We start from the raw sequence: 17,493 nt of genomic DNA on the forward strand, positions 1-17,493 counted from the left end.
CCGTTCTTTATGTGTTGCGGTCAATCCGCGAGCCGGCGAGCCTGGTTCGTCTCGCGAACGACCGTCCAGGCGTCCGCCACCGGACCCAGGTGTCCGAGTTTGTCGGGATTGATCACCGCGCGGATCATCTGGATCTGCCCATCGAGGATGTCGAGCGTCCAGGTGTTGACCACCTTGCCGTCCTGGTCGCGGAAGATCGCGCCCGGCTGGCCGTTCACCTCGTGCGACTCCACGACCCCGCCGATCGCGACGAACGGCGTGACCATCGCGGCCAGCATCCGGGCCACGTTCTCGGCGCCGAAGACGCCCTTGCCCCACAGCGGGGCCTTGCCCCCGCTGTCGCCGACCAGCTGCGCGTCGGCGGCCAGCAGCTCCCGCAGCCCGTCCACGTCGCCTTCCCGGAAGGCGTCGAAGAATCGCCCGGCGAGTTCTTCTCGCTCCCGGCGGTCGGCCTCGAACCGGGCGCGGCCGCCGTCCATGTGGCGGCGCGCACGTACGGCGAGCTGGCGGCAGGCCGCCTCCGAGCGTCCCACCGCCGATGCGACCTCACCGAAGCCGAACCCGAACACCTCCCGCAGCACGAAGACCGCCCGCTCGAGCGGGCTGAGCCGCTCCAGCAGCAGCAGGGCCGCCATCGACACCGAGTCGGCCAGCTCCGCCGACCGCTCCGGGTCCTCATACGGGTCGGTCAGCAGCGGCTCGGGGAACCACAGCCCGGCGTACTCCTCCCGCCGGACGCGCGCCGAGCGCAGCACGTCGATCGCGATCCGGGTGACCACGGCCGACAGGAACGCCTTGGCCGACACGGGTTGCGTCGGGGAGGCCTCGTACCGCAGCCAGGTCTCCTGGACCGCGTCCTCGGCCTCGCTCACACTGCCGAGAATCCGGTAGGCGATCGAGAACAGCAGCGGCCGCAGTTCCTCGAACTCCTCGGCCCGGCTCACGCCAGCTCCTCCTTGAAGCCCTGCCGCCAGGAGGGGTAGCGCAGCTGCCAGCCGAGCTCCCGCTTGGCCTTGGCGTTGGAGAAGCCGCGCCCCTCGGTCATCATGGTCACCGCGGTCTGCCCGGCCAGCGGCCGGGCCAGCCAGACGGGTACCCGCATCGGCGGCTTCGCTCCCGCGCACTCGGCGAGGTAGGGCAGCCACTCACGAGCCGGGGCCGGTTCGTCGTCGACGATGTTGAACACGCCTTTCGCCTGGTGCTCCACAGCCAGGACGGTGGCGCCGGCCGCGTCGTCGAGATGTACCCAGGAGCTGTAGCCGCCACCGTTGCCGACGACCGGGTACTGCCGTTTGCGTACGAGTTCGACCTGATCGTCGGTGGCGCCCGGGCCGTAGAACGCGCCGTACCGCAAGACCGCGCCACCGGCTTTGACGACCGCGTCCTCAAGGTGGCGGAGCGCTTCCGCCCCCTTGCCGGTGCTCGTCGGGTCCAGCGGGTCCTCCTCGGTCTTCACCCATCCGCCCGTGCGGATGCCGTTCCAAGACGCGTAGCCCTGTGCGATGAAGTGGGATACGCCGGTCGCTTCCGCGGCGGCCAGCAGGTGGTCCGTCCCCTCGGTACGCAGCCGGTTCGTGACGGCGAACCAGCGGTCGAAGTGCTTGATATCTGGCTTGCCGGAGATAGCGGTCATCTGGTGCACGATCACGTCCGGCCGGGCCTTGGCCACCGCCTCCCCGACCGACCCCGCATCCAGCCCGTCCATCACGACCGCCTTGGCGCCCAACCGCTCCACGAAGCCTGACTTCGCCGCGCTCGTCGTCGTCGCCGTCACCTGGTGACCACGCGCCACAAGCTGCGGCACCAACCGCCGCCCCAACACCCCGGCCCCGCCGGCCACGAACACCCGCATGATCATCGCCTTCCCGATCCCACGACCTGTCTTCCATACCCGAGACGAGACAGCGCTGCTGTTCTGTGACATCGCAGGTAAGACACTCGTTCGCGGCGCTGTCTGTCCTTCCTCGCGTGTCACAGAACGACCGGGCTGTCTCGTCTCGGGGCAGACGGGCCAGCTTCTAGGAAGGACAGTCGTCATGCGTATCGCAGTCTTCGGGGCCAATGGCCCCACCGGCCGCCTGCTCACCGACCAGGCACTCGCCGCCGGACATCAGGTCGCCGCGGTGACCCGGCAGCCGGACTCCTTTCCACTGCGCCATGATCGGCTCGAAGTGGTCGGTGCCGACGTGCTCGATCCGGCAGCCGTCGACGCCGCCGTGGCGGAGCGGGATGCGGTGCTGTCGACGCTCGGAGTACCCGCCGGCAAGGAACCGATCAGCACCTATTCGCGGGGCGTGGCCAATATCGTCACCGCGATGCGACGGCATCGGGTGCGTCGGCTCGCCGTGGTGAGCTCAAGCGGGGTCGACCCGCACGCGTACTCCGAAGGCGGGTTCCTGTTCAACCGGGTCTTGCTGCCGTACGTGACGCGGGTGCTGGGCAAGACGCTGTACGACGACATGCGGCGGATGGAAGAGCTGGTCCGCGCCAGCGATCTGGACTGGACGATCGTGCGCCCCAGCGGGCTCTACCACCTGCCGGCGGTCACCGACTACACCTTCGTCGAGGGCCATGCCGACGGCAGGTTCACCGCCCGTGCCGACCTGGCCGCGAGCATGCTGGCCCTGCTGGACGACGACCGCTACCTCCGCGCCACCATCAGCGTCATCACCACCGTCGACAACCCCAGCTTGCTCCAGTGGATCCGCGGCGAAGCACTCCCCAAAAGCAGAGCCTGGCACCCTTTGACCCGTCAGGCTGTTGAGTGATAGACGTTGATCGGTGCGATTCCAAGGTGCGGCGGTGACAGCCCGCCGGTTCCGCTGACTTCGGCGGGACGACTCGGTGCGAATCCGGGCCACGCGGTGACACCCCGCCACCTCTCGGGCCTGTTCCGGCCCCTGGTTCTTCGTGCGGTGAGGCTCGTCCTCCCGCTGTCGAGAGGTGGGTCGCATGTTCACCGGCAACATCCAGGAAATCGGCACGGTGGTGGCCGTCGATGAGGCGCGCATCGCGGTCGGCGCTCCCAAGGCCGCCGCGGGCGCGCCGGGGTCGATCTGCCTGAACGGCGTAGGCCTGACCGTCCTCCAGGCCGCTCACGAGACGCACGTACTGGAAGCCGGACTGTCGGCCGACACCCGGCGCAGATCGACCTTCGACCAGATCCGGCCGGGCACCCGGGTCAACGTGGAGACTCCTCTGGCGCTGGGTGACCCGCTCGCCGGCCACCTGGTCCAGGGCAACGTGGACGCCGTGGGCAAGATCGTGCGGATCGATGACGAGGGAGCCGCACGTCGCTTGTGGATCAAACCGCCTGAGCGCTTCCTCCCGCTGATCGTCGCGAAGGGTCAGATCGCGGTCGACGGCGTGAGCCTGACCGTCGCCGAGGTGTCCCGCGACCGGTTCTCGGTGACGCTGATCCCGCTGACTCTGCAGGCCAGCACGCTGTCGGAGCTGTCTGTCGGCGATCGGGTGAACCTGGAACCCGACCTGGTCATCCGCCTGGTGCGACGCCGGTTGCCCGACCTGGCGCGGGCGGTGACCGAGGTGGTCGCGGCGCTTCCGTGGGCCGGCCGGCTCTCCGGCGGGCGCGGCGTACAGCAGGCGCTCACGCAACTGGCCGCCGGAGGAGCCGTGGTCATCTGGGATCCGGATCGGGAGGGGGAAGGTGACGTGGTGTTCGCCGGGGCGCGTCTGCGCCCGGAGGCGTTCACCTTCCTGCTCACCCAGGTCTGCGGCCACACGACCGTGCCGTGCGCTCCCGAGGTCCTGGACCGTCTGGACATCGGGCCTGTCCCCGGCCCCGGCGACCGGCACGGCACCCGCCCGCACATTCCGGTGGATCTGGTCACCGGGACCGGCACCGGGGTGTCGGCGGCCGAGCGCGCCGCGACCGTGCGCCGCCTGGCTCACCCGGACGCCCGGCCGGACGACTTCCTGCGGCCGGGACACGTCTTCCCGCTCGCCGCGCGCCCTGGCGGGCTCTTCGAACGCGCCGGTCACACCGAGGCCACCGTCGCCATGTGCGTGGCGGCCGGGCTGCCTCCCGTCGGGGTGTGTTGCGAGGTCATGAACCCCGATGGGACCATGGCGCAGGCCGCCGACCTGGAGATCGCCGCCCTGCGCTGGGGCCTGCCCCTGCTGGATGTGGCCGACCTCAGGAAGCACCTATGACGCCGAGGGGCGGGGGCCGCGCGGGATTGAGAGAGGCCATGGAAGACCAGACGCAACAGCCGCAGGCAAGCCCCGAGGTGCGGGCGCGCATCCAGGCCAGCTTCGATCGGCAGGGACTGATGCGCCACCTCGGTGCGCGCATAGCTCACATCGCATCAGGATGCGTGCGCATCGTGCTCCCCAGCCGGCCTGAAGTCACTCAGCAGCACGGCTACGTCCACGCGGGAGCCAGCAGCGCCATCGCGGACAGCGCGGGCGGCTATGCGGCGTTCACGCTGGCCCCTGAGAACACTTCGGTGCTCACGGTCGAGTACAAGATCAACCTCCTGGCGCCCGCCGTAGGCGATCACATCGAGGCCGTGGGGACGGTCCTGAGATCCGGCCGAACGCTGGCCGTGTGCCAACTGCAAGTGTTCGGCGTCCAGGACGGGCACCGGTCGCTCGTCGCGACAGGCCAGCAGACGCTGATGTTCGTCAAGGAAAGAGCCGAACAGCCGGAAAACCACCGGGCCGACATTTAAGGGGGTCAGCCCTGGCCACTGTCGTCCGTGGCAGGCACCGCATCCGCAGATCCCGCGAAAACCACGACGAGCTCCAACCCGCCCCCCGGGTTGGGGCTCGCTCGCACGTCGGCCCCGTGAGCCTTCGCGATCGACGCGACGATCGACAACCCGAGCCCGGCGCCCTGTCCACGGGTCGTCTGCAGCCGCCGGAAGGGCTCGAAGAGATCGCCGAAACGTTCCTGGGGCACGTGCGGACCGGTGTTACGGACCGTCAGAACTCCACGGGAGAGCGTTACCTCAACGGTTCCGCCGGGATGGTTGTAGCGGACCGCGTTGTCGAGGAGGTTGGTGACGAGCCGGTTCAGCAGGACAGGGTCTCCATCGACGATGAACGGCTCGGTTCGCTCCGTCACGATGACGCCGTCCGAACCTCCTTCCGCCAGGACGAGCCGTACCACCTGGTCCAGGGCCACGGGACTCCTGTCGTCCAGGCCGTGTTCCGCCTGGGCCAGGACCAGCAAGGCGTCGATGAGGTTCTCCGCGCGGTGGTTGTGGAGCAGGAGCGTGCCGCGGATCGCGCCGACGTCCTCGGGGAGCCCGATCTCGATCGCCGCCCGCTGGACGGCCAGTGGGGTCCGCAACTCGTGGGAGGCGTTCGCGATGAACCGCCGCTGTCCCGCGACGGAGAGTTCGAGCCGGTCGAGCATCGCGTCGAAGGTGTCGGCCAGTTCCTTCAGCTCGTCCTTCGGGCCGCCGAGCGCGATCCGTTCGTGCAGGGTCGACAGGGACAGCCGCTGCGCGGTGGCGGTGATCCGGTGGATGGGCCGCAGGATCCGCCCGGCGACCAGCCATCCGACGACCAACGAGACCAGCGCCAGGATCCCGACCGTCAACGCGGTCACCTTCCACTGGTAGCCGATCACGTCGTTCACCAGCTGCGGCAGCGGCGGAAGCCGATCGACCCGCACCCCCAGCGTCGGCGCCGTCGGCGCGGCCGGTGCCATCGCTCCCCCGGGCAGCCGGGCGATCCGCGTGTCCAGCGCCTGGCGCAGCAGGAGGTTGACCGTGACCAGCAACACGACCGAGGTCAGCAGGAACAGTCCGGAGTAGATCAGCGTGAGCCGTACCCGGATCGTCGTCACAGCAGGTATCCCGCACCGGGAAGCGTCTGAATGCACGGCGGGTCGCCCAGCTTGGCCCGTAGGCGGCTGACCAGGACTCGCACCACCGTGGTGAACGGATCGGCGTTCTCGTCCCATGCCTCTTCGAGCAGCCGTTCGGAGCTCACGACCGCGCCGTCCGCCCTCATCAGCACCTCAAGGACGGCGAACTCCTTGAGCGAAAGGTGCAGGTGCCGCCCGTCCCGCGAGGCTTGCAGCCGGTGAGTGTCGAGCACGATCCCGTGCCGCATCAGCACCGGCGGTACCTGCGACCGGCTGCGCCGCCCCAGCGCTCGCACCCGTGCGACCAGCTCGGCGTAGTCGAACGGTTTGGGCAGGTAGTCGTCGGCTCCCATCCCGAGACCCGCGACTCGCTCCGGCACCGACGCCGCCGCCGTCATCATCAGGATCCGCGTACGGCTCCCGCGCGCCACCAGCTCACTGCACACGAGGTCGCCGTGCATCTCGGGCAGGTCCCGATCCAGCACGAGAACGTCGTAGTCGTGCACCGCCAATCGCTCCACCGCGGCGGCCCCGTCGTACACCACGTCGACGGCCATGGCATGGCGGCGCAACCCCACCGCCACGAGATCGGCCAGGTCGCGTTCGTCTTCGGCCACCAGAATCCGCATGCCGACGTTCGTACCCGAACCGGGGTAACAACGGCGTTAACGGATCCGTTCACGACCGTGCAACCCGCTTCAGGCCACGCTGGCGGCCATGATCAAAGCCCTCTGCGCGGCCGTCCTGGTGGCGGCCTGCTCCATGTCCGCACTCGCGTCAGCATCGGCCGCCACGTCCCCATCGGCCGCCCCAGGCGGGAGCTGCACCACCAGCACGGCGCCACCGCCGGAATCGGCACCGCCGGAATCGGCACCGCCGGAATCGGCACCGCCGACCTCGGTGAACACGCTCCGGCAGGCGTACTTCTGTGTGCTGGACAACTATTACAGCGGCCCGGTCATGGATTCGAAGGCGCTGCTGAAGAGCGCCTTCGCCGCCTACACCCAGAACCTGATGCGGCGCGGCGCCGACCGGGCCAACCTTGGGCTGCCGGCCCTGACCGGGAACCGCGACACCGACTGGGCCGCCTTCGCGAAAGTCCTCGGCGCCGGCGACCCCACCGCCCTGCGCGCCGCGATCACCGGCATGGTCGCCGGACTGCACGACAACCACGCCCGCTGGGTCAGGCCGACCCCGTCGCAAGAGGGCGGGCCAACCGGAACGGGCATCGTGGGCGCGTCGGCTGATCAGGGAGGATCGCAGCTCGACCCCGCGGCCCGGCCGCCGATGTTCATCACCCGCGTCCTGCCCGGCAGCCCCGCCGCCAAGGCCGACATCAGAGCCGGTGACATCATCGTCAAGGTCAACGGCGTGCCGGCGTTCATCGGGGACACCGTGAATCAGAGCATCCTCGACGCCTTCGCCTCCGGCACGGTACGGCTCACACTCAAGCGTCCAACGACGGGACGGACCCGCATCGTCGAGCTCAGAGAGGGCCCTGTCACGCGGCAGACTCCGGCGGTGACGTCAAAGAAGCTCGCCGGTGGCGTCACCTACGTCCAACTGCCTGGATTCTACGAAGGCGCCGCCGACCAGGTCATCGCCAAGCTGCAGGGTAAGCCGAAGGCGGTGGTCCTCGATCTGCGCGGCAACGGCGGCGGGTCGCCTCGCGAGGTGACGCGGCTGCTCGGCGCGTTCGCGCACGGCAAGATCACCAGCTACTTCTGCCCGCTCAAGGGTGACTGCGTGCCCAACAGGACCGACGACAGCGTCCCGCTGCTCGGCTCGCGCCTGGTCGTCCTCACCGACCGCGGATGCGCCTCGGCCTGTGAGGACTTCAGCGCGGCGGTCAAGGACAACGGCCTGGGCACCCTCATCGGGACCCGCACCGCTGGGGCCGTCTCCGGCCCCGGCGAGGGATATCTCCTCGACGACGGCAGCGTCCTGCTCTTGCCCAGGGTCCGGCACCTCGGGCCCGCCCGCGAAATCATCGACACGATCGGCGTGCCGGTCGACCACTACGCCCCCATGACCGCCCTCGACCTGGCCACCGGGCGCGACCCGGGCGTGGCCAAGGCGCTGACGCTTCTTTGACGCGCCTGCCGCAGCGGCCGGCCGCGTGGCGGGCTAGCGTCCGCCGGTGAAGGGTGGCTCGCCTTCCTTGAGCGGGCGGAAGCGTAGCGCCGACCAGACCTCGTCCACCGCGACCTGCCCGTTCGGCCGCAGGCCGTACTCGGCGACGATGGGCCAGAGCGTGTCGCGGTTGATGTCGGCCTTGTTGCCCTTCGGGTAGGCCACCCACAGGGTCGCGGGCTGGGCCAGTTGGTCGCGGTGCTGGTCGAGGAGCTGCCGGGCCGCGGCGGCGTCGGCGGCGAACAGCACCGCCACTCCCGCCTCGCCCAGGTCGTCGATGTGCCGCGCGCCCTCGGGCAGCGGCTCGACGAGTGGGCGGTGCTCGTCGTCGGAGATCCAGACGGTGGCCTGCGGCTTGACCAGCAGCTTGTCGGCGACGGTCTTGGTGGCCACGTCACGCCTTCCCGTAGATCAGGGACAGGACACCGGTGCTGAGAGTCTGGGAGTCGAGCAGCTGGAGCGGGATCTGCCCGGTGCCCTCCTCGAACAGGCGCTTGCCGGTGCCGATCACGATCGGGTGGACCAGCAGGCGCAGCTCGTCGAGCAGGCCGTCGGCCAGCAGCGACCTGACCAGGGTGGCGCTGCCGGTCATGCCGATGTCCTTGCCCGGCTGCTGCTTGAGCTCGGTCAGCTGGGCGGCGACGTCGCCCTTGATGATCGTGGTGTTCTGCCACTCGGCGGTGTCGAGGGTGGTGGTGACGACGTACTTGGGCGTGTTGTTCATGCGGTCGGCGAACGGGTTGGCCGCCGGGTCCTCGTGCGGCCAGTGGGCGGCGAACTCCTCGTAGGTCCGCCGGCCGAGCAGCATCACGTCGGCCTGCTCCATCTGCGAGCCGACGATCTGCCCCATCTCATCGTTGAAGTAGGGGAAGTGCCACTTCTCGGGGGACTCCACGACGCCGTCCAGGGAGATGAACAGGCCCGCCACGATCTTTCTCATCGCTGTGCTCCTTGTTTGAGGTGCCTTCAGCCTCCCACCGAAAAATATAGTTGTCAAGACTTCCGCAATGGTCGGAAGAGGGCCTCAGGAATCGCGGAGCCGCAGCGCCAGCCCACCGCCCAGGAGCGCGGCGGCGGCCCATGCGGCGAGTACGCCGAGCCCCGCCCACGGGCTCAGGGGCAGGCTCGACAGGTGGGTGGTGGCCTGGATGGCGAGCCCGGCGCTCATCGGCGCGATCCGCCAGAGCAGCCTCTGCCAGTCCGGGTCGTAGATCATGAACGGCAGGATCGACAGGACGTAGAGCAGCCCGAACACGACGCCGATGGCCGCCGCCGAGTCCCGTACGATGGCCGCCACGCCGAGGCTGAGCAGGGCGATCAGCCCGAGATAGAGGACCGAGCCGAAGGCCGCGCGCAAGGTGGGTCCGTCGGCCGGCGACAGCGGCGCGTAGCCGTGTGCGGCGGTGAAGCCGTTGCCGGGCAGGATGAGCCGTCCGGCCAGTACGGACGCGAGCACCGCGATGGTCGCCGCGGCCAGCGTCAGCCCGGTGACGATGGTCGCCTTGGCGGCCAGGAGGGTGACCCGGCGCGGCATCGCGGTGAGGGTGGTGCGGATCATGCCAGTGCTGTATTCGCCGCTGATCGCCAGTACGGCCAGGATGGCGACGACCGCCTGGCCCGCCTGGACCCCCATGAGGCTGAGCTTGGTGATGTCCTGATCGCATCCCGCCGACGGGCAGGACACGGCCGCGGCCGCCGCGGCGCTCATCGTCGCGGTCAGTGCGATGACGGCGAGCAGCAACCAGGCGGGACCCGCGACGGTACGCAGCTTCGTCCACTCCGCGTGGAGCTCCTGTCTCATGCGTCCCTCCCGCGCAACCGGACCATGGCCGCGCCGAGGGCGAGCGCCGCATAACCGCGGAACAGGGTTGCTTGCATGCCAAGGCACACTAGGCAGCGGCCCGCCACCGGTCGTCACGCCGCCGAGCCATCTTCACCGTCACTGACTCGAGGGACCTCCCGTCCCCCATGTGAGGGATGCCAGCGCACCACACAAACCGGAACAATGACCTGCGTGGAGCGAGCGGGCGGATGGGCGGACAGGGGACGGCGGATCGCCGCGGCCCCGTACGCGCCCGTCGTGGTGGGCGTGCTGCTGGCGCTGCTCGCGGTGGCCGAGTCGATCGCGCAGGCCCGAAACCCGCGACTGGCCCAGGTGATCGGGCTCGTCGACACCGAGCCGGTGGGCGCGACGATCCGGCACGCCGCGAGTACGCCGCCGCCCGAGTACGCCGCCGCCCCGCTGTACCTGGTGATACTCCCCCTGGTCGGCCTGGCCACCACGCTGCCGATCGCGTTCTTGCGGGGGCACCAGACCGGGGGCGGGGTGGCCGTGTTCGCGATGATGGGGCTGTCACTCGTGGCCTTCCAGACGCTGACCGTGGCGGGCGCGGGCGCGCAGTTGGTCGCCGGATACCGGCTCGGCCGCGCGGGTTCGCAGCGGCTGGCGCTGGTTCTCGCCGCGCCGTACCTGGTGTTAGCCCTGGCCGGTGTCGTCGCGGGCTCGTCGATCCTCTCCACGGCAGGCAACGAGGTGCGGATTCTCATCCTGCTGCTGGCCTGCCTGACCCCGGCGGCGGCCCTGGCCGGAACGGCCCGGCGGGCGCGCAGCGAGGCTCTGGCCAACACCACCGCGCGGCAGGCCATCGCCGACACCCTGATCGAGCACACGGCACGCGGCGAACGCGCCCGCATCGCCCGCGAGCTCCATGATGTCGTCGCCCACCACATCTCCATGGTCGCCGTACAGGCGGAGACCGCCCGGCTGACCACGCCCGGAATGCCGTCCGCCGGCGCCGAGCGGCTGTCCGCCATCGGCGACACCGCGCGGGCGGCGCTGACCGAGATGCGGCGGCTGCTCGGCGTGCTGCGCGAGGACGCGGAGGCGGACCCGGCGGTCCGGCGGCCCCAGCCGGGCCTGCGCCTGCGGGAGCTCAACGAGCTGCTCGACGAGTCACGGGACGCGTCGGGGACGGGGACGCGCCTCATCCTCCGCGGCCCGCCGGTCACGCTCGACCCCGGTGTCGAACTCGCGGCCTACCGCATCGTCCAGGAGGCCCTCACCAACGCCCGGCGGCACGCGCCCGGCGCAGCCGTCGACGTGGAACTGCACTACACCGACGACGACCTGCGGCTGCTCATCCGCGACAACGGACCCGGGCTGTCGACCGTGACGCCCGGCGGCGGTCACGGGCTGTCCACCGCCATACCCGGCGGCGGCCACGGGCTGTCCGGCATGCGCGAACGCGCCGCGGCCGTCGGCGGCACGTTGCGCGCCGGCCCCGCCGAAGGCGGCGGCTTCCTCGTCGAGGCCCGCCTGCCGGGAAAGGAGGAGATGGCCCAGTGAGCGCCCAGCCCCCGGCGGATGGCCGGACGAGTGCCCAGCCCCTGGGGGGTGGCCCGATGAGCGCCCGGGCCTCAGCGGTCAGGATCGTCGTCGCCGACGATCACCCGGTGGTCCGCACCGGCTTCGCCGAACTGCTCGACACCCAACCGGACTTCGAGGTCGTCGGTACGGCCGCCGACGGCGCCGAGGCCGTACGGATCTGCCGCGAGCTGTCCCCCGACGTCGTCCTCATGGACGTCCGCATGCCGGGCATGGACGGCATCGAAGCGACCAGGCGACTGGCCGGCTCCAGCACCGCCGGGCCGCGCGTCCTCATCCTGACGACCTTCGACCTGGACGAGTACGTCTATGACGCGCTGCGCGCCGGAGCCAGCGGGTTCCTGCTCAAGGACGTCACCGCTGAACGGCTCTTCGACGCGGTACGGGTCATCGCCGCCGGCGAAGCGCTGCTGGCCCCGGCGGTCACCCGCCGCCTCATCAGCGAGTTCGCCCAACTGCGGCCGAAACCCGACGCTGCCTCCACCGCCGCGCTCACCCCCCGCGAAACGCAGGTCCTGCGGCTCATCGCCGAAGGGCTGTCCAACCCGGAGATAGCCGGGCGGTTGACGGTCACGGAGGAGACCGTCAAGACGCATGTGAGCCGGGTGCTGAGCAAGCTCGGGCTACGCGACAGAACGCAGGCGGTCGTCACCGCGTACGAGACCGGACTGGTCGTGCCGCGCTCCCGCGGGCCGAGATAGCGTGCCGCGCTCCTGCGGGCCGAGACAGTCCGCGCGGAGCGGCCGGGCTGACGAGCCGACGTGCGGGGCGGCCGGGCTGACGAGCCGACGTGCGGGGCGGCCGGGCTGACGAGCCGACGTGCGGGGCGGCCGGGCTGACGAGCGGGCGGGGCGGCGGGGATGGCGAGCCGACGTGGGGAGCGGCAGGGCCGGCGAGCCGTGGCTGGGGACGTTCGGCAATAATCTTCGCTTATGCAGGTCTTCGTCGCGGGCGCTTCGGGCGCCGTCGGCCGGTTGCTCGTCCCGCTGCTGATCGGCGCCGGGCACCGGGTCACCGGAGGGTCCCGCTCCGACGCGGGCCTGGAGTCACTGCGCGCCCAGGGGGCGACCCCCGTACGGCTGGACGTCTTCGACGCCGCTGCCACGCGGCGCGCGCTCGCCGACGCGGCCCCCGACGCGATCATCCACCAGCTCACCGCGCTGAGCGGTGGCGCGCTCGCCGAGAACAGCCGCATCCGCCGGGTGGGCACCCGCAACCTCGTCGAAGCCGCCAAGGAAGCGGGCGTCGGCCGCATCGTCGCCCAGTCCATCGCCTGGGCGTACGAGCCGGGAGACGCGCCGGCCATCGAGAGCGTCCCGCTCGACGTCGGCGCGCCCGAGCCCCGGGCGGGCATGGTCGGTGGCGTTCGTGCGCTGGAGGAGGCGTCGGCCGAGCTGGAACACCACGTCCTCCTGCGCTACGGCATGTTCTACGGCCCGGGCACCTGGTACTCCCCCGACGGCCTGGCCGCGGCGAGGCTGCGTGGCGAGCCGGCGGCGGGGTTCCCGGGGAAGCTGGTGGCCAACGACGCCGTCACCTCGTTCGTGCACGTGGCGGACGCGGCGTGGGCGGCCGTCGCCGCCCTCGATTGGCCGAGCGGCCCGGTCAACATCGTCGACGACGAGCCCGCGCCGGCCTCCGAGTGGCTCCCAGCGCTGGCCAAGGCGGTCGGCGCGCCCGTACCCGTACCGGACGGGCAGGCCGGGCGCGCCGGGTGGGAGCGTGGCGCCGACAATGGCCTGGCCCGCGCCACACTCGGCTGGCGGCCGGTCCACCCGACCTGGCGGACCGGCTTCGACGCCGGATGAATCCGTGCCTGTGTCAGGCCGGAAGGTCGCCCAGGCGGTCGGCCCAGCCCATCCGCTCCAGGGCCACCCGCAGGAGCGGTTGCCCCTTCTGCACGACCTCGTACTGCAGCAGGTCGGCCGTCTCCTCGTTGATGATCATCCGGAACTCGGTCCCGTCGTCCCCTGTCGTCGAAAGGGCGACCCCGGTACGCCCCACCGCGTCGGTGACCTGACCCAGCGAGGTGATGCCGTTCTGGTCGGCCAGCACCTTGAACAGGGCCGACCGGGTGCCAGGCTTGATCGGCGCGGTCATCAGGTCCACGCCCGTCTGCCACAGGTAGACGGTCATGCCGGTCTGGGTGTTGTAGGGGCTCTGCCTGAACAGGGTGTCCAGGCGGCGCTTCATCGCGTCCTGACCGGTGGGCAGCTGTGAGATGTTCTGCATCGTCAGGCTCGGGTTGTCGATCGACAGGATCCGCTCGCTGCTGTCGTCGCGGGTGGCGGGCTTGTCCGCGAGGGCGGGCGAGCCGGCGGCCTTCCAGGCGGCTTCGTCCTGCGGAGAGCCGAAAGAGACGCGCACGTCCTGGTGCCGGGTGAAGCGGCTGGCCTCGCCCGGCTTCATCGCGCGCCAGGATTCGTCCATGTCGGAGGTGAACGCCTGGTACGGCAGCTCGGAGGTCTTGAGCTTGACCATCTTCTGCCTGATGTCCTTGCGCTCGGCGGCGAGCTCGTCCGGTTTGTCCTTGAGCTCTTTCTCCTTCCGCTTCTCCTCCGCTATCAGGGCCTGCATCGCGGCCATGTACTCGCTCGGCGCGACGTGCACCTTCTGGTAGGTGCGCTCGCGGACGTACCAGTAGCGGCCGGACGTGGCCGGCTCGCGCACCGCGGTCGCGGCCGCCGCGAGCAGGAACGAGCGGGCGTCCACCGGCTTGGCCGCGATCGCGGTCCGCGCGGTGGAAGGCGTGGTGGCCGGTGTGGTGGCCGGGGGCGCGGGTTCGCCGGACACGACGATCACCGCCGCCGCGGCCACTCCGGCCGCGGCCGTGCCCGCGACCAGCAGGAACGGGATCCGGAACCGCTTCGGGGATGGGCGCGCGGAACGGGGGGTCTGGAAGGCGCGGGCCAGGTCGGCCGAGCGGCGCCGCCGGTGGGCCTCTTCTGTCATCTCCTCCAGCTCCGCGGGCTTGAGCTGGGCGAACAAGCGGTCGGTCATGTCATCCTCCGGGTGGGGTGCTGCGGACATCAGGTCTCTGAGCTCTCTTGGAACCGGCCGCGGACCGTACGGGCCTGAGGGCGTGCGCCGCCCGGCTCCAGGCGCAGCGCGTTGGCCAGCCGTTTGCGCGCGCGGTGGAGCCTGACGTTGTAGGTCCTGACCGAACAGCCCATGACGGCGGCGGCCTGCTCGGGCGGCAGGCCGTACCAGGTGGCGAACACCATCGCCTCCACGTCCTGCTCCGGCAGGGCCGACAGCGCGGCCAGCGCGCTCTCCCGATCGATGACGTGGTCGGCCACGTCCCAGCTCACGTGCTCGCGCGAGGTGGTCAGTGTCGTGATCCGGTCGACCAGGGCCTGCCGCCGATGGCGCGAGTCGCGCTGCTTGGCCAGCAGGTTGCGCGCCACGCCGAGCAACCACGGCAGCGGCGGCTCCGGCAGGTCGTCCAGCCGCCGCCAGGCGACGAGGAACGTCTCGCTGGACACGTCCTCGGCCGCGTCACGCTCGGCACGCAGCAGCGCGTAGCCCAGAACGCTCCGGTAGTGCCGGTCATAGAGTTCGGTGAATCGTTCTTGAGGATCGTCCACACCCAGTAGTCCCTCCAACCGCTCCGGGATTACCGCAACCCACCCGGAATCTGGTCAGCCGCCCGGTTTGCGGGCCCAGAACAGGGCGTGCCCGCTGTCCCCTTCCGGGACGAACTCCTCCGAGGTGACCTCCAGCCCGGCCTCCCGCAGCCAGGACCGGTAGGTGGCCACGTCGGTGTGGCTCCACCACATGGGCGCGGTGCCGCCGAGCCAGCCGTCCTCGGTACCGGTCCAGGGCTCCCAGCCGGCGGTGGCCAGAAGCACCCCCGAGGGCCGCAGCCAGGCGGCGACGCGCTCGATGAGCCGAGGCTGACGCTCCAGCGGCAGGTGGATGAGGGTGTACAGGCAGACGACCGCGTCGAAGGAGGCGTCCGGCAGGTCCAGGGCCGTGGCATCGCTCCGGACGAAGGTGGCGGCGGGCACGAGACGGCGGGCCCGCTCGATCTGGACGTCGCTGAGGTCGACGCCCGTCACGTCGTGCCCGGCCGCGGCCAGCGACCGGGAGACGGGGACTCCGCAGCCGCAGCCGAGATCCAGCACGCGGGCCCGGGGCGGCAGGCGGGAATGGAGCTCTTCGAGCCACGGGGCGTATGCGCCGTCGTCGTCCTCGTCGCCCCGGTAGAGGTAGGACAGCTCGTTGTAGCCGTGCCGGACCAGGTCGGTTTCCTCGCTCATACGGTTACTAGATCACGTACCAGGAGACGAGAACGGCCGGCCGTCGAAGGTGCCGGAAAGGGCGGGACGCTCCTGCGCGGTGAACGCCTGCCAGGTCAGCGTAATGGCGTGCGCGCGGCCGTCGGCTCCCGTCGCGCGTAGTGCGGCGGTGGCCTGGCCGGTCGGGCCGAGGTGGATGTCGCCGCCGGCCTGGAGGTCGGTGACGAAGCGGGCCTGGTCCAGGGTGATGGTGGCGGTTTCGTCGTGGAAGTCGACCCGGCCACCGCGCAGCCCCGGCTCGGTCTTCAGCCTGGCGTGGAGCAGCGCGTACGGATTGCGGCGGGACGTGGCGTCCACGGCCGTGGCGAAGACCGCCGAGACGGTACGCCGCTCGGACTCGGTCAACGCAGTGGCCGGGATCGCGGTGACGTCGGCCGATGATCGCGGGAACGTTCCGGCCGCACGATAGTTCTCCGCACCGCACCGCAGGTCAGGGACCCGATGGGCGGGGTCGGACAGGAAGGCGCGCATCCCCGTACGTACGCAATCGCTGACCGGCCCGCCGCCCCAGGCGAGGCTGTGCCCGCCATAGCGGACCCGGACGACCTTGGCGTTCGGGAAGGTGCGCAGGGCGCGGGCGACCTCGGCGGGGCTCTGGGTGTCGAAGTCGCCGCCCACCACCAGAACCGGTACCGCTGGGCGCGTGGCCCGCGGCGGGACCGGAGGGTTGTCGCGCGGCGTGGGCCAGTTCACGCAGAACTCCAGGGCCGCCGCGCCGGTCACCCCCATGTCGGCGGGCGTGAACGGCGCCAGGGGGCGTTCCTCGCGGAAATAGCGTTCGAGCTGGCGCTCACGCACGGCCGCAGTGGCGTCCCGGTCGAAGGGGAACGAACCGTCGCCGCAGCGGTGAGCCAGGTAGCCCGCCCATTCGGCGCCCTCGACGGGCTGCTGGGGACTCCCGCTCACCACGCGGGCCAGCCGTCGCAGCGGTGCGGGGTCGCCCTTCAGGTAAGCGGTGGCGGCGGCGCTCGACTCCCGGCCGAACACCGGCTGTTGCACGTTGCGCACGATGGCGATGAGCGAGCTGAGCGGCAGTTCGGCATCGGGCTCGGCCCGCAGGTGGGCCACCAGACGGGTCCAGGTGCCGCTCGCGTCTCCCGGCAGCGCACGGCAGGCGCGGGACCGCTCGCAGATCAGGTCGAGCCGGTCGAGGCGGCTCCGCATCGGCCAGAGCGCGTACCCGTCGGGCGCGGTGATCGTGGTGCTGTCGAGGAAGGCGGCGGCCAGGCTCTCGGGGTAACGGGTCGCGTACGCCTGGGCGTACAGGGTGCCGTACGAGTTGCCGTAGAAGGTGACCTTCGGCACGCCGAGCGCCTGCCGGACCGCGTTCATGTCGGCGACCACCTGGTCGGCGGTGAAGTACTGGGCGCGGGGGCCGAGCTGTCGCGCGCACGCGGTGATCGTGTCCGGGGCCATCAGGTTGAGGCCGGGGCACAGCAGCGGCGACGACTTGCCCAGCCCGCGCGGTTCGACGACGAGCAGGTTCTGCCGGTCGAGCACGGGACCGAGCGTCTGCTGGATGATCGGGATCTGCGGCAGTGCGGGAAGAGGCCCGCCGGGATTGGCGAGGATCGTGCCCTTCGCGCCGTCCTTCGCGGGCAGCCAGGCGAAGGAGACGGTGATGCGCTCGGAGGACGGGTCGTTCCAGTTCAGCGGCACCGAGACCGTGCCGTCGCAGCGGCCCACCGCCTTGGCGCACTCGTGTACGGGATCGGCGGAGGCGGGGATGGCGGGCAAGGCGGCCGTTGCCAGCGCGAGGCCGACCACTAACGCTCTGATGTTCATCAACCCAGCCTCTTCATCAGCCGATAGGTATTCTTCCGCCCTTCGTACGA

At 70.9% G+C, this 17,493-nt stretch carries 19 protein-coding genes; 7 read left to right on the forward strand and 12 right to left on the reverse strand.

Translation table 11 applies throughout. The features are described from left to right. Positions 1–20: 20 nt before the first annotated feature. Entirely contained in the window at positions 21–944 is a 924-nt protein-coding gene (locus AB0B91_RS42635; protein WP_358332983.1) for an RNA polymerase sigma-70 factor, read from the reverse strand. Continuing rightward, positions 941–1,852: an NAD(P)-dependent oxidoreductase gene (locus tag AB0B91_RS42640; protein WP_358332986.1), complete on the reverse strand. Its 912-nt coding sequence runs from the start codon at positions 1,850–1,852 to the stop codon at positions 941–943. The genes AB0B91_RS42635 and AB0B91_RS42640 overlap by 4 nt, the downstream gene beginning before the upstream one ends. A 184-nt stretch (positions 1,853–2,036) precedes the next feature. On the opposite strand from AB0B91_RS42640, the gene AB0B91_RS42645 reads away from it, so the two are divergent. The 3 genes from AB0B91_RS42645 to AB0B91_RS42655 all read left to right on the forward strand — a co-directional run bounded on the left by AB0B91_RS42645 (position 2,037) and on the right by AB0B91_RS42655 (position 4,694). Beyond that, positions 2,037–2,768, forward strand: a complete 732-nt coding sequence (locus AB0B91_RS42645; RefSeq protein WP_358332989.1) for an NAD(P)H-binding protein — start codon at positions 2,037–2,039, stop codon at positions 2,766–2,768. Between the two features lie 184 nt (positions 2,769–2,952). Continuing rightward, complete coding sequence (locus AB0B91_RS42650; protein WP_358332992.1) at positions 2,953–4,173, forward strand: riboflavin synthase; 1,221 nt, start codon at positions 2,953–2,955, stop codon at positions 4,171–4,173. A gap of 38 nt (positions 4,174–4,211) precedes the next feature. After that, entirely contained in the window at positions 4,212–4,694 is a 483-nt protein-coding gene (locus tag AB0B91_RS42655) for a PaaI family thioesterase (RefSeq protein WP_358332995.1), read from the forward strand. A 5-nt stretch (positions 4,695–4,699) separates the two neighbouring features. Here the strand turns inward: AB0B91_RS42655 and AB0B91_RS42660 are convergent, their stop codons facing one another. The 3 genes from AB0B91_RS42660 to AB0B91_RS42670 form a co-directional block, all read right to left on the reverse strand. Further along, positions 4,700–5,818: a HAMP domain-containing sensor histidine kinase gene (locus tag AB0B91_RS42660; RefSeq protein ID WP_358332998.1), complete on the reverse strand. Its 1,119-nt coding sequence runs from the start codon at positions 5,816–5,818 to the stop codon at positions 4,700–4,702. After that, positions 5,815–6,468 carry a response regulator transcription factor gene (locus AB0B91_RS42665; RefSeq protein ID WP_358333001.1) on the reverse strand — a complete coding sequence of 218 codons (654 nt, stop codon included), beginning with the start codon at positions 6,466–6,468 and terminating at the stop codon, positions 5,815–5,817. Before AB0B91_RS42665 ends, AB0B91_RS42660 begins: the two co-directional genes overlap by 4 nt. Before the next feature lie 69 nt (positions 6,469–6,537). Further along, positions 6,538–6,780 (reverse strand): hypothetical protein, encoded by a 243-nt coding sequence (locus AB0B91_RS42670; protein WP_358333004.1) that lies wholly within the window; start codon positions 6,778–6,780, stop codon positions 6,538–6,540. Here AB0B91_RS42670 and AB0B91_RS42675 point away from each other — a divergent pair. Next, positions 6,770–7,933, forward strand: coding sequence for a S41 family peptidase (locus AB0B91_RS42675; protein ID WP_358333007.1), 1,164 nt, complete (start codon positions 6,770–6,772; stop codon positions 7,931–7,933). The two genes, AB0B91_RS42670 and AB0B91_RS42675, sit on opposite strands and share 11 nt — an antisense overlap. 33 nt (positions 7,934–7,966) lie before the next feature. On the opposite strand, the gene AB0B91_RS42680 is transcribed toward AB0B91_RS42675, so the two are convergent. From AB0B91_RS42680 to AB0B91_RS42690, 3 genes are all read right to left on the reverse strand, one after another. After that, positions 7,967–8,365: a hypothetical protein gene (locus AB0B91_RS42680; protein WP_358333010.1), complete on the reverse strand. Its 399-nt coding sequence runs from the start codon at positions 8,363–8,365 to the stop codon at positions 7,967–7,969. Position 8,366: 1 nt separating this feature from the next. Further along, positions 8,367–8,912, reverse strand: a complete 546-nt coding sequence (locus tag AB0B91_RS42685; protein WP_358333013.1) for a dihydrofolate reductase family protein — start codon at positions 8,910–8,912, stop codon at positions 8,367–8,369. Between the two features lie 84 nt (positions 8,913–8,996). Next, entirely contained in the window at positions 8,997–9,773 is a 777-nt protein-coding gene (locus AB0B91_RS42690; protein ID WP_358333016.1) for an ABC transporter permease, read from the reverse strand. A gap of 213 nt (positions 9,774–9,986) precedes the next feature. Here AB0B91_RS42690 and AB0B91_RS42695 point away from each other — a divergent pair, with 213 nt between their 5' ends. The 3 genes from AB0B91_RS42695 (at position 9,987) to AB0B91_RS42705 (ending at position 13,165) form a co-directional block, all read left to right on the forward strand. Next, on the forward strand, positions 9,987–11,318 hold the full coding sequence (locus AB0B91_RS42695) for a sensor histidine kinase (RefSeq protein WP_358333019.1): 1,332 nt from the start codon (positions 9,987–9,989) through the stop codon (positions 11,316–11,318). Positions 11,319–11,374: 56 nt separating this feature from the next. Further along, complete coding sequence (locus tag AB0B91_RS42700) at positions 11,375–12,058, forward strand: response regulator transcription factor (protein WP_358333022.1); 684 nt, start codon at positions 11,375–11,377, stop codon at positions 12,056–12,058. 231 nt (positions 12,059–12,289) lie between these two features. Beyond that, complete coding sequence (locus AB0B91_RS42705; protein WP_358333024.1) at positions 12,290–13,165, forward strand: NAD(P)-dependent oxidoreductase; 876 nt, start codon at positions 12,290–12,292, stop codon at positions 13,163–13,165. Positions 13,166–13,178: 13 nt separating this feature from the next. Here the strand turns inward: AB0B91_RS42705 and AB0B91_RS42710 are convergent, their stop codons facing one another. The 4 genes from AB0B91_RS42710 to AB0B91_RS42725 are packed head-to-tail and all read right to left on the reverse strand — an operon-like array spanning position 13,179 to position 17,443. After that, complete coding sequence (locus AB0B91_RS42710) at positions 13,179–14,357, reverse strand: CU044_5270 family protein (protein ID WP_358333027.1); 1,179 nt, start codon at positions 14,355–14,357, stop codon at positions 13,179–13,181. 29 nt (positions 14,358–14,386) lie between these two features. Then, a complete protein-coding gene (locus AB0B91_RS42715; RefSeq protein ID WP_358333030.1) occupies positions 14,387–14,944 on the reverse strand; it encodes a sigma-70 family RNA polymerase sigma factor in 558 nt (185 codons plus the stop codon). A 54-nt stretch (positions 14,945–14,998) separates the two neighbouring features. Next, on the reverse strand, positions 14,999–15,619 hold the full coding sequence (locus AB0B91_RS42720; protein ID WP_358333033.1) for a class I SAM-dependent methyltransferase: 621 nt from the start codon (positions 15,617–15,619) through the stop codon (positions 14,999–15,001). Between the two features lie 12 nt (positions 15,620–15,631). Then, positions 15,632–17,443 (reverse strand): alpha/beta fold hydrolase, encoded by a 1,812-nt coding sequence (locus AB0B91_RS42725; RefSeq protein WP_358333036.1) that lies wholly within the window; start codon positions 17,441–17,443, stop codon positions 15,632–15,634. Positions 17,444–17,493 lie beyond the last annotated feature (50 nt).

It is taken from the genome of Nonomuraea sp. NPDC049141, assembly GCF_040648415.1.
Classification (GTDB): domain Bacteria; phylum Actinomycetota; class Actinomycetes; order Streptosporangiales; family Streptosporangiaceae; genus Nonomuraea.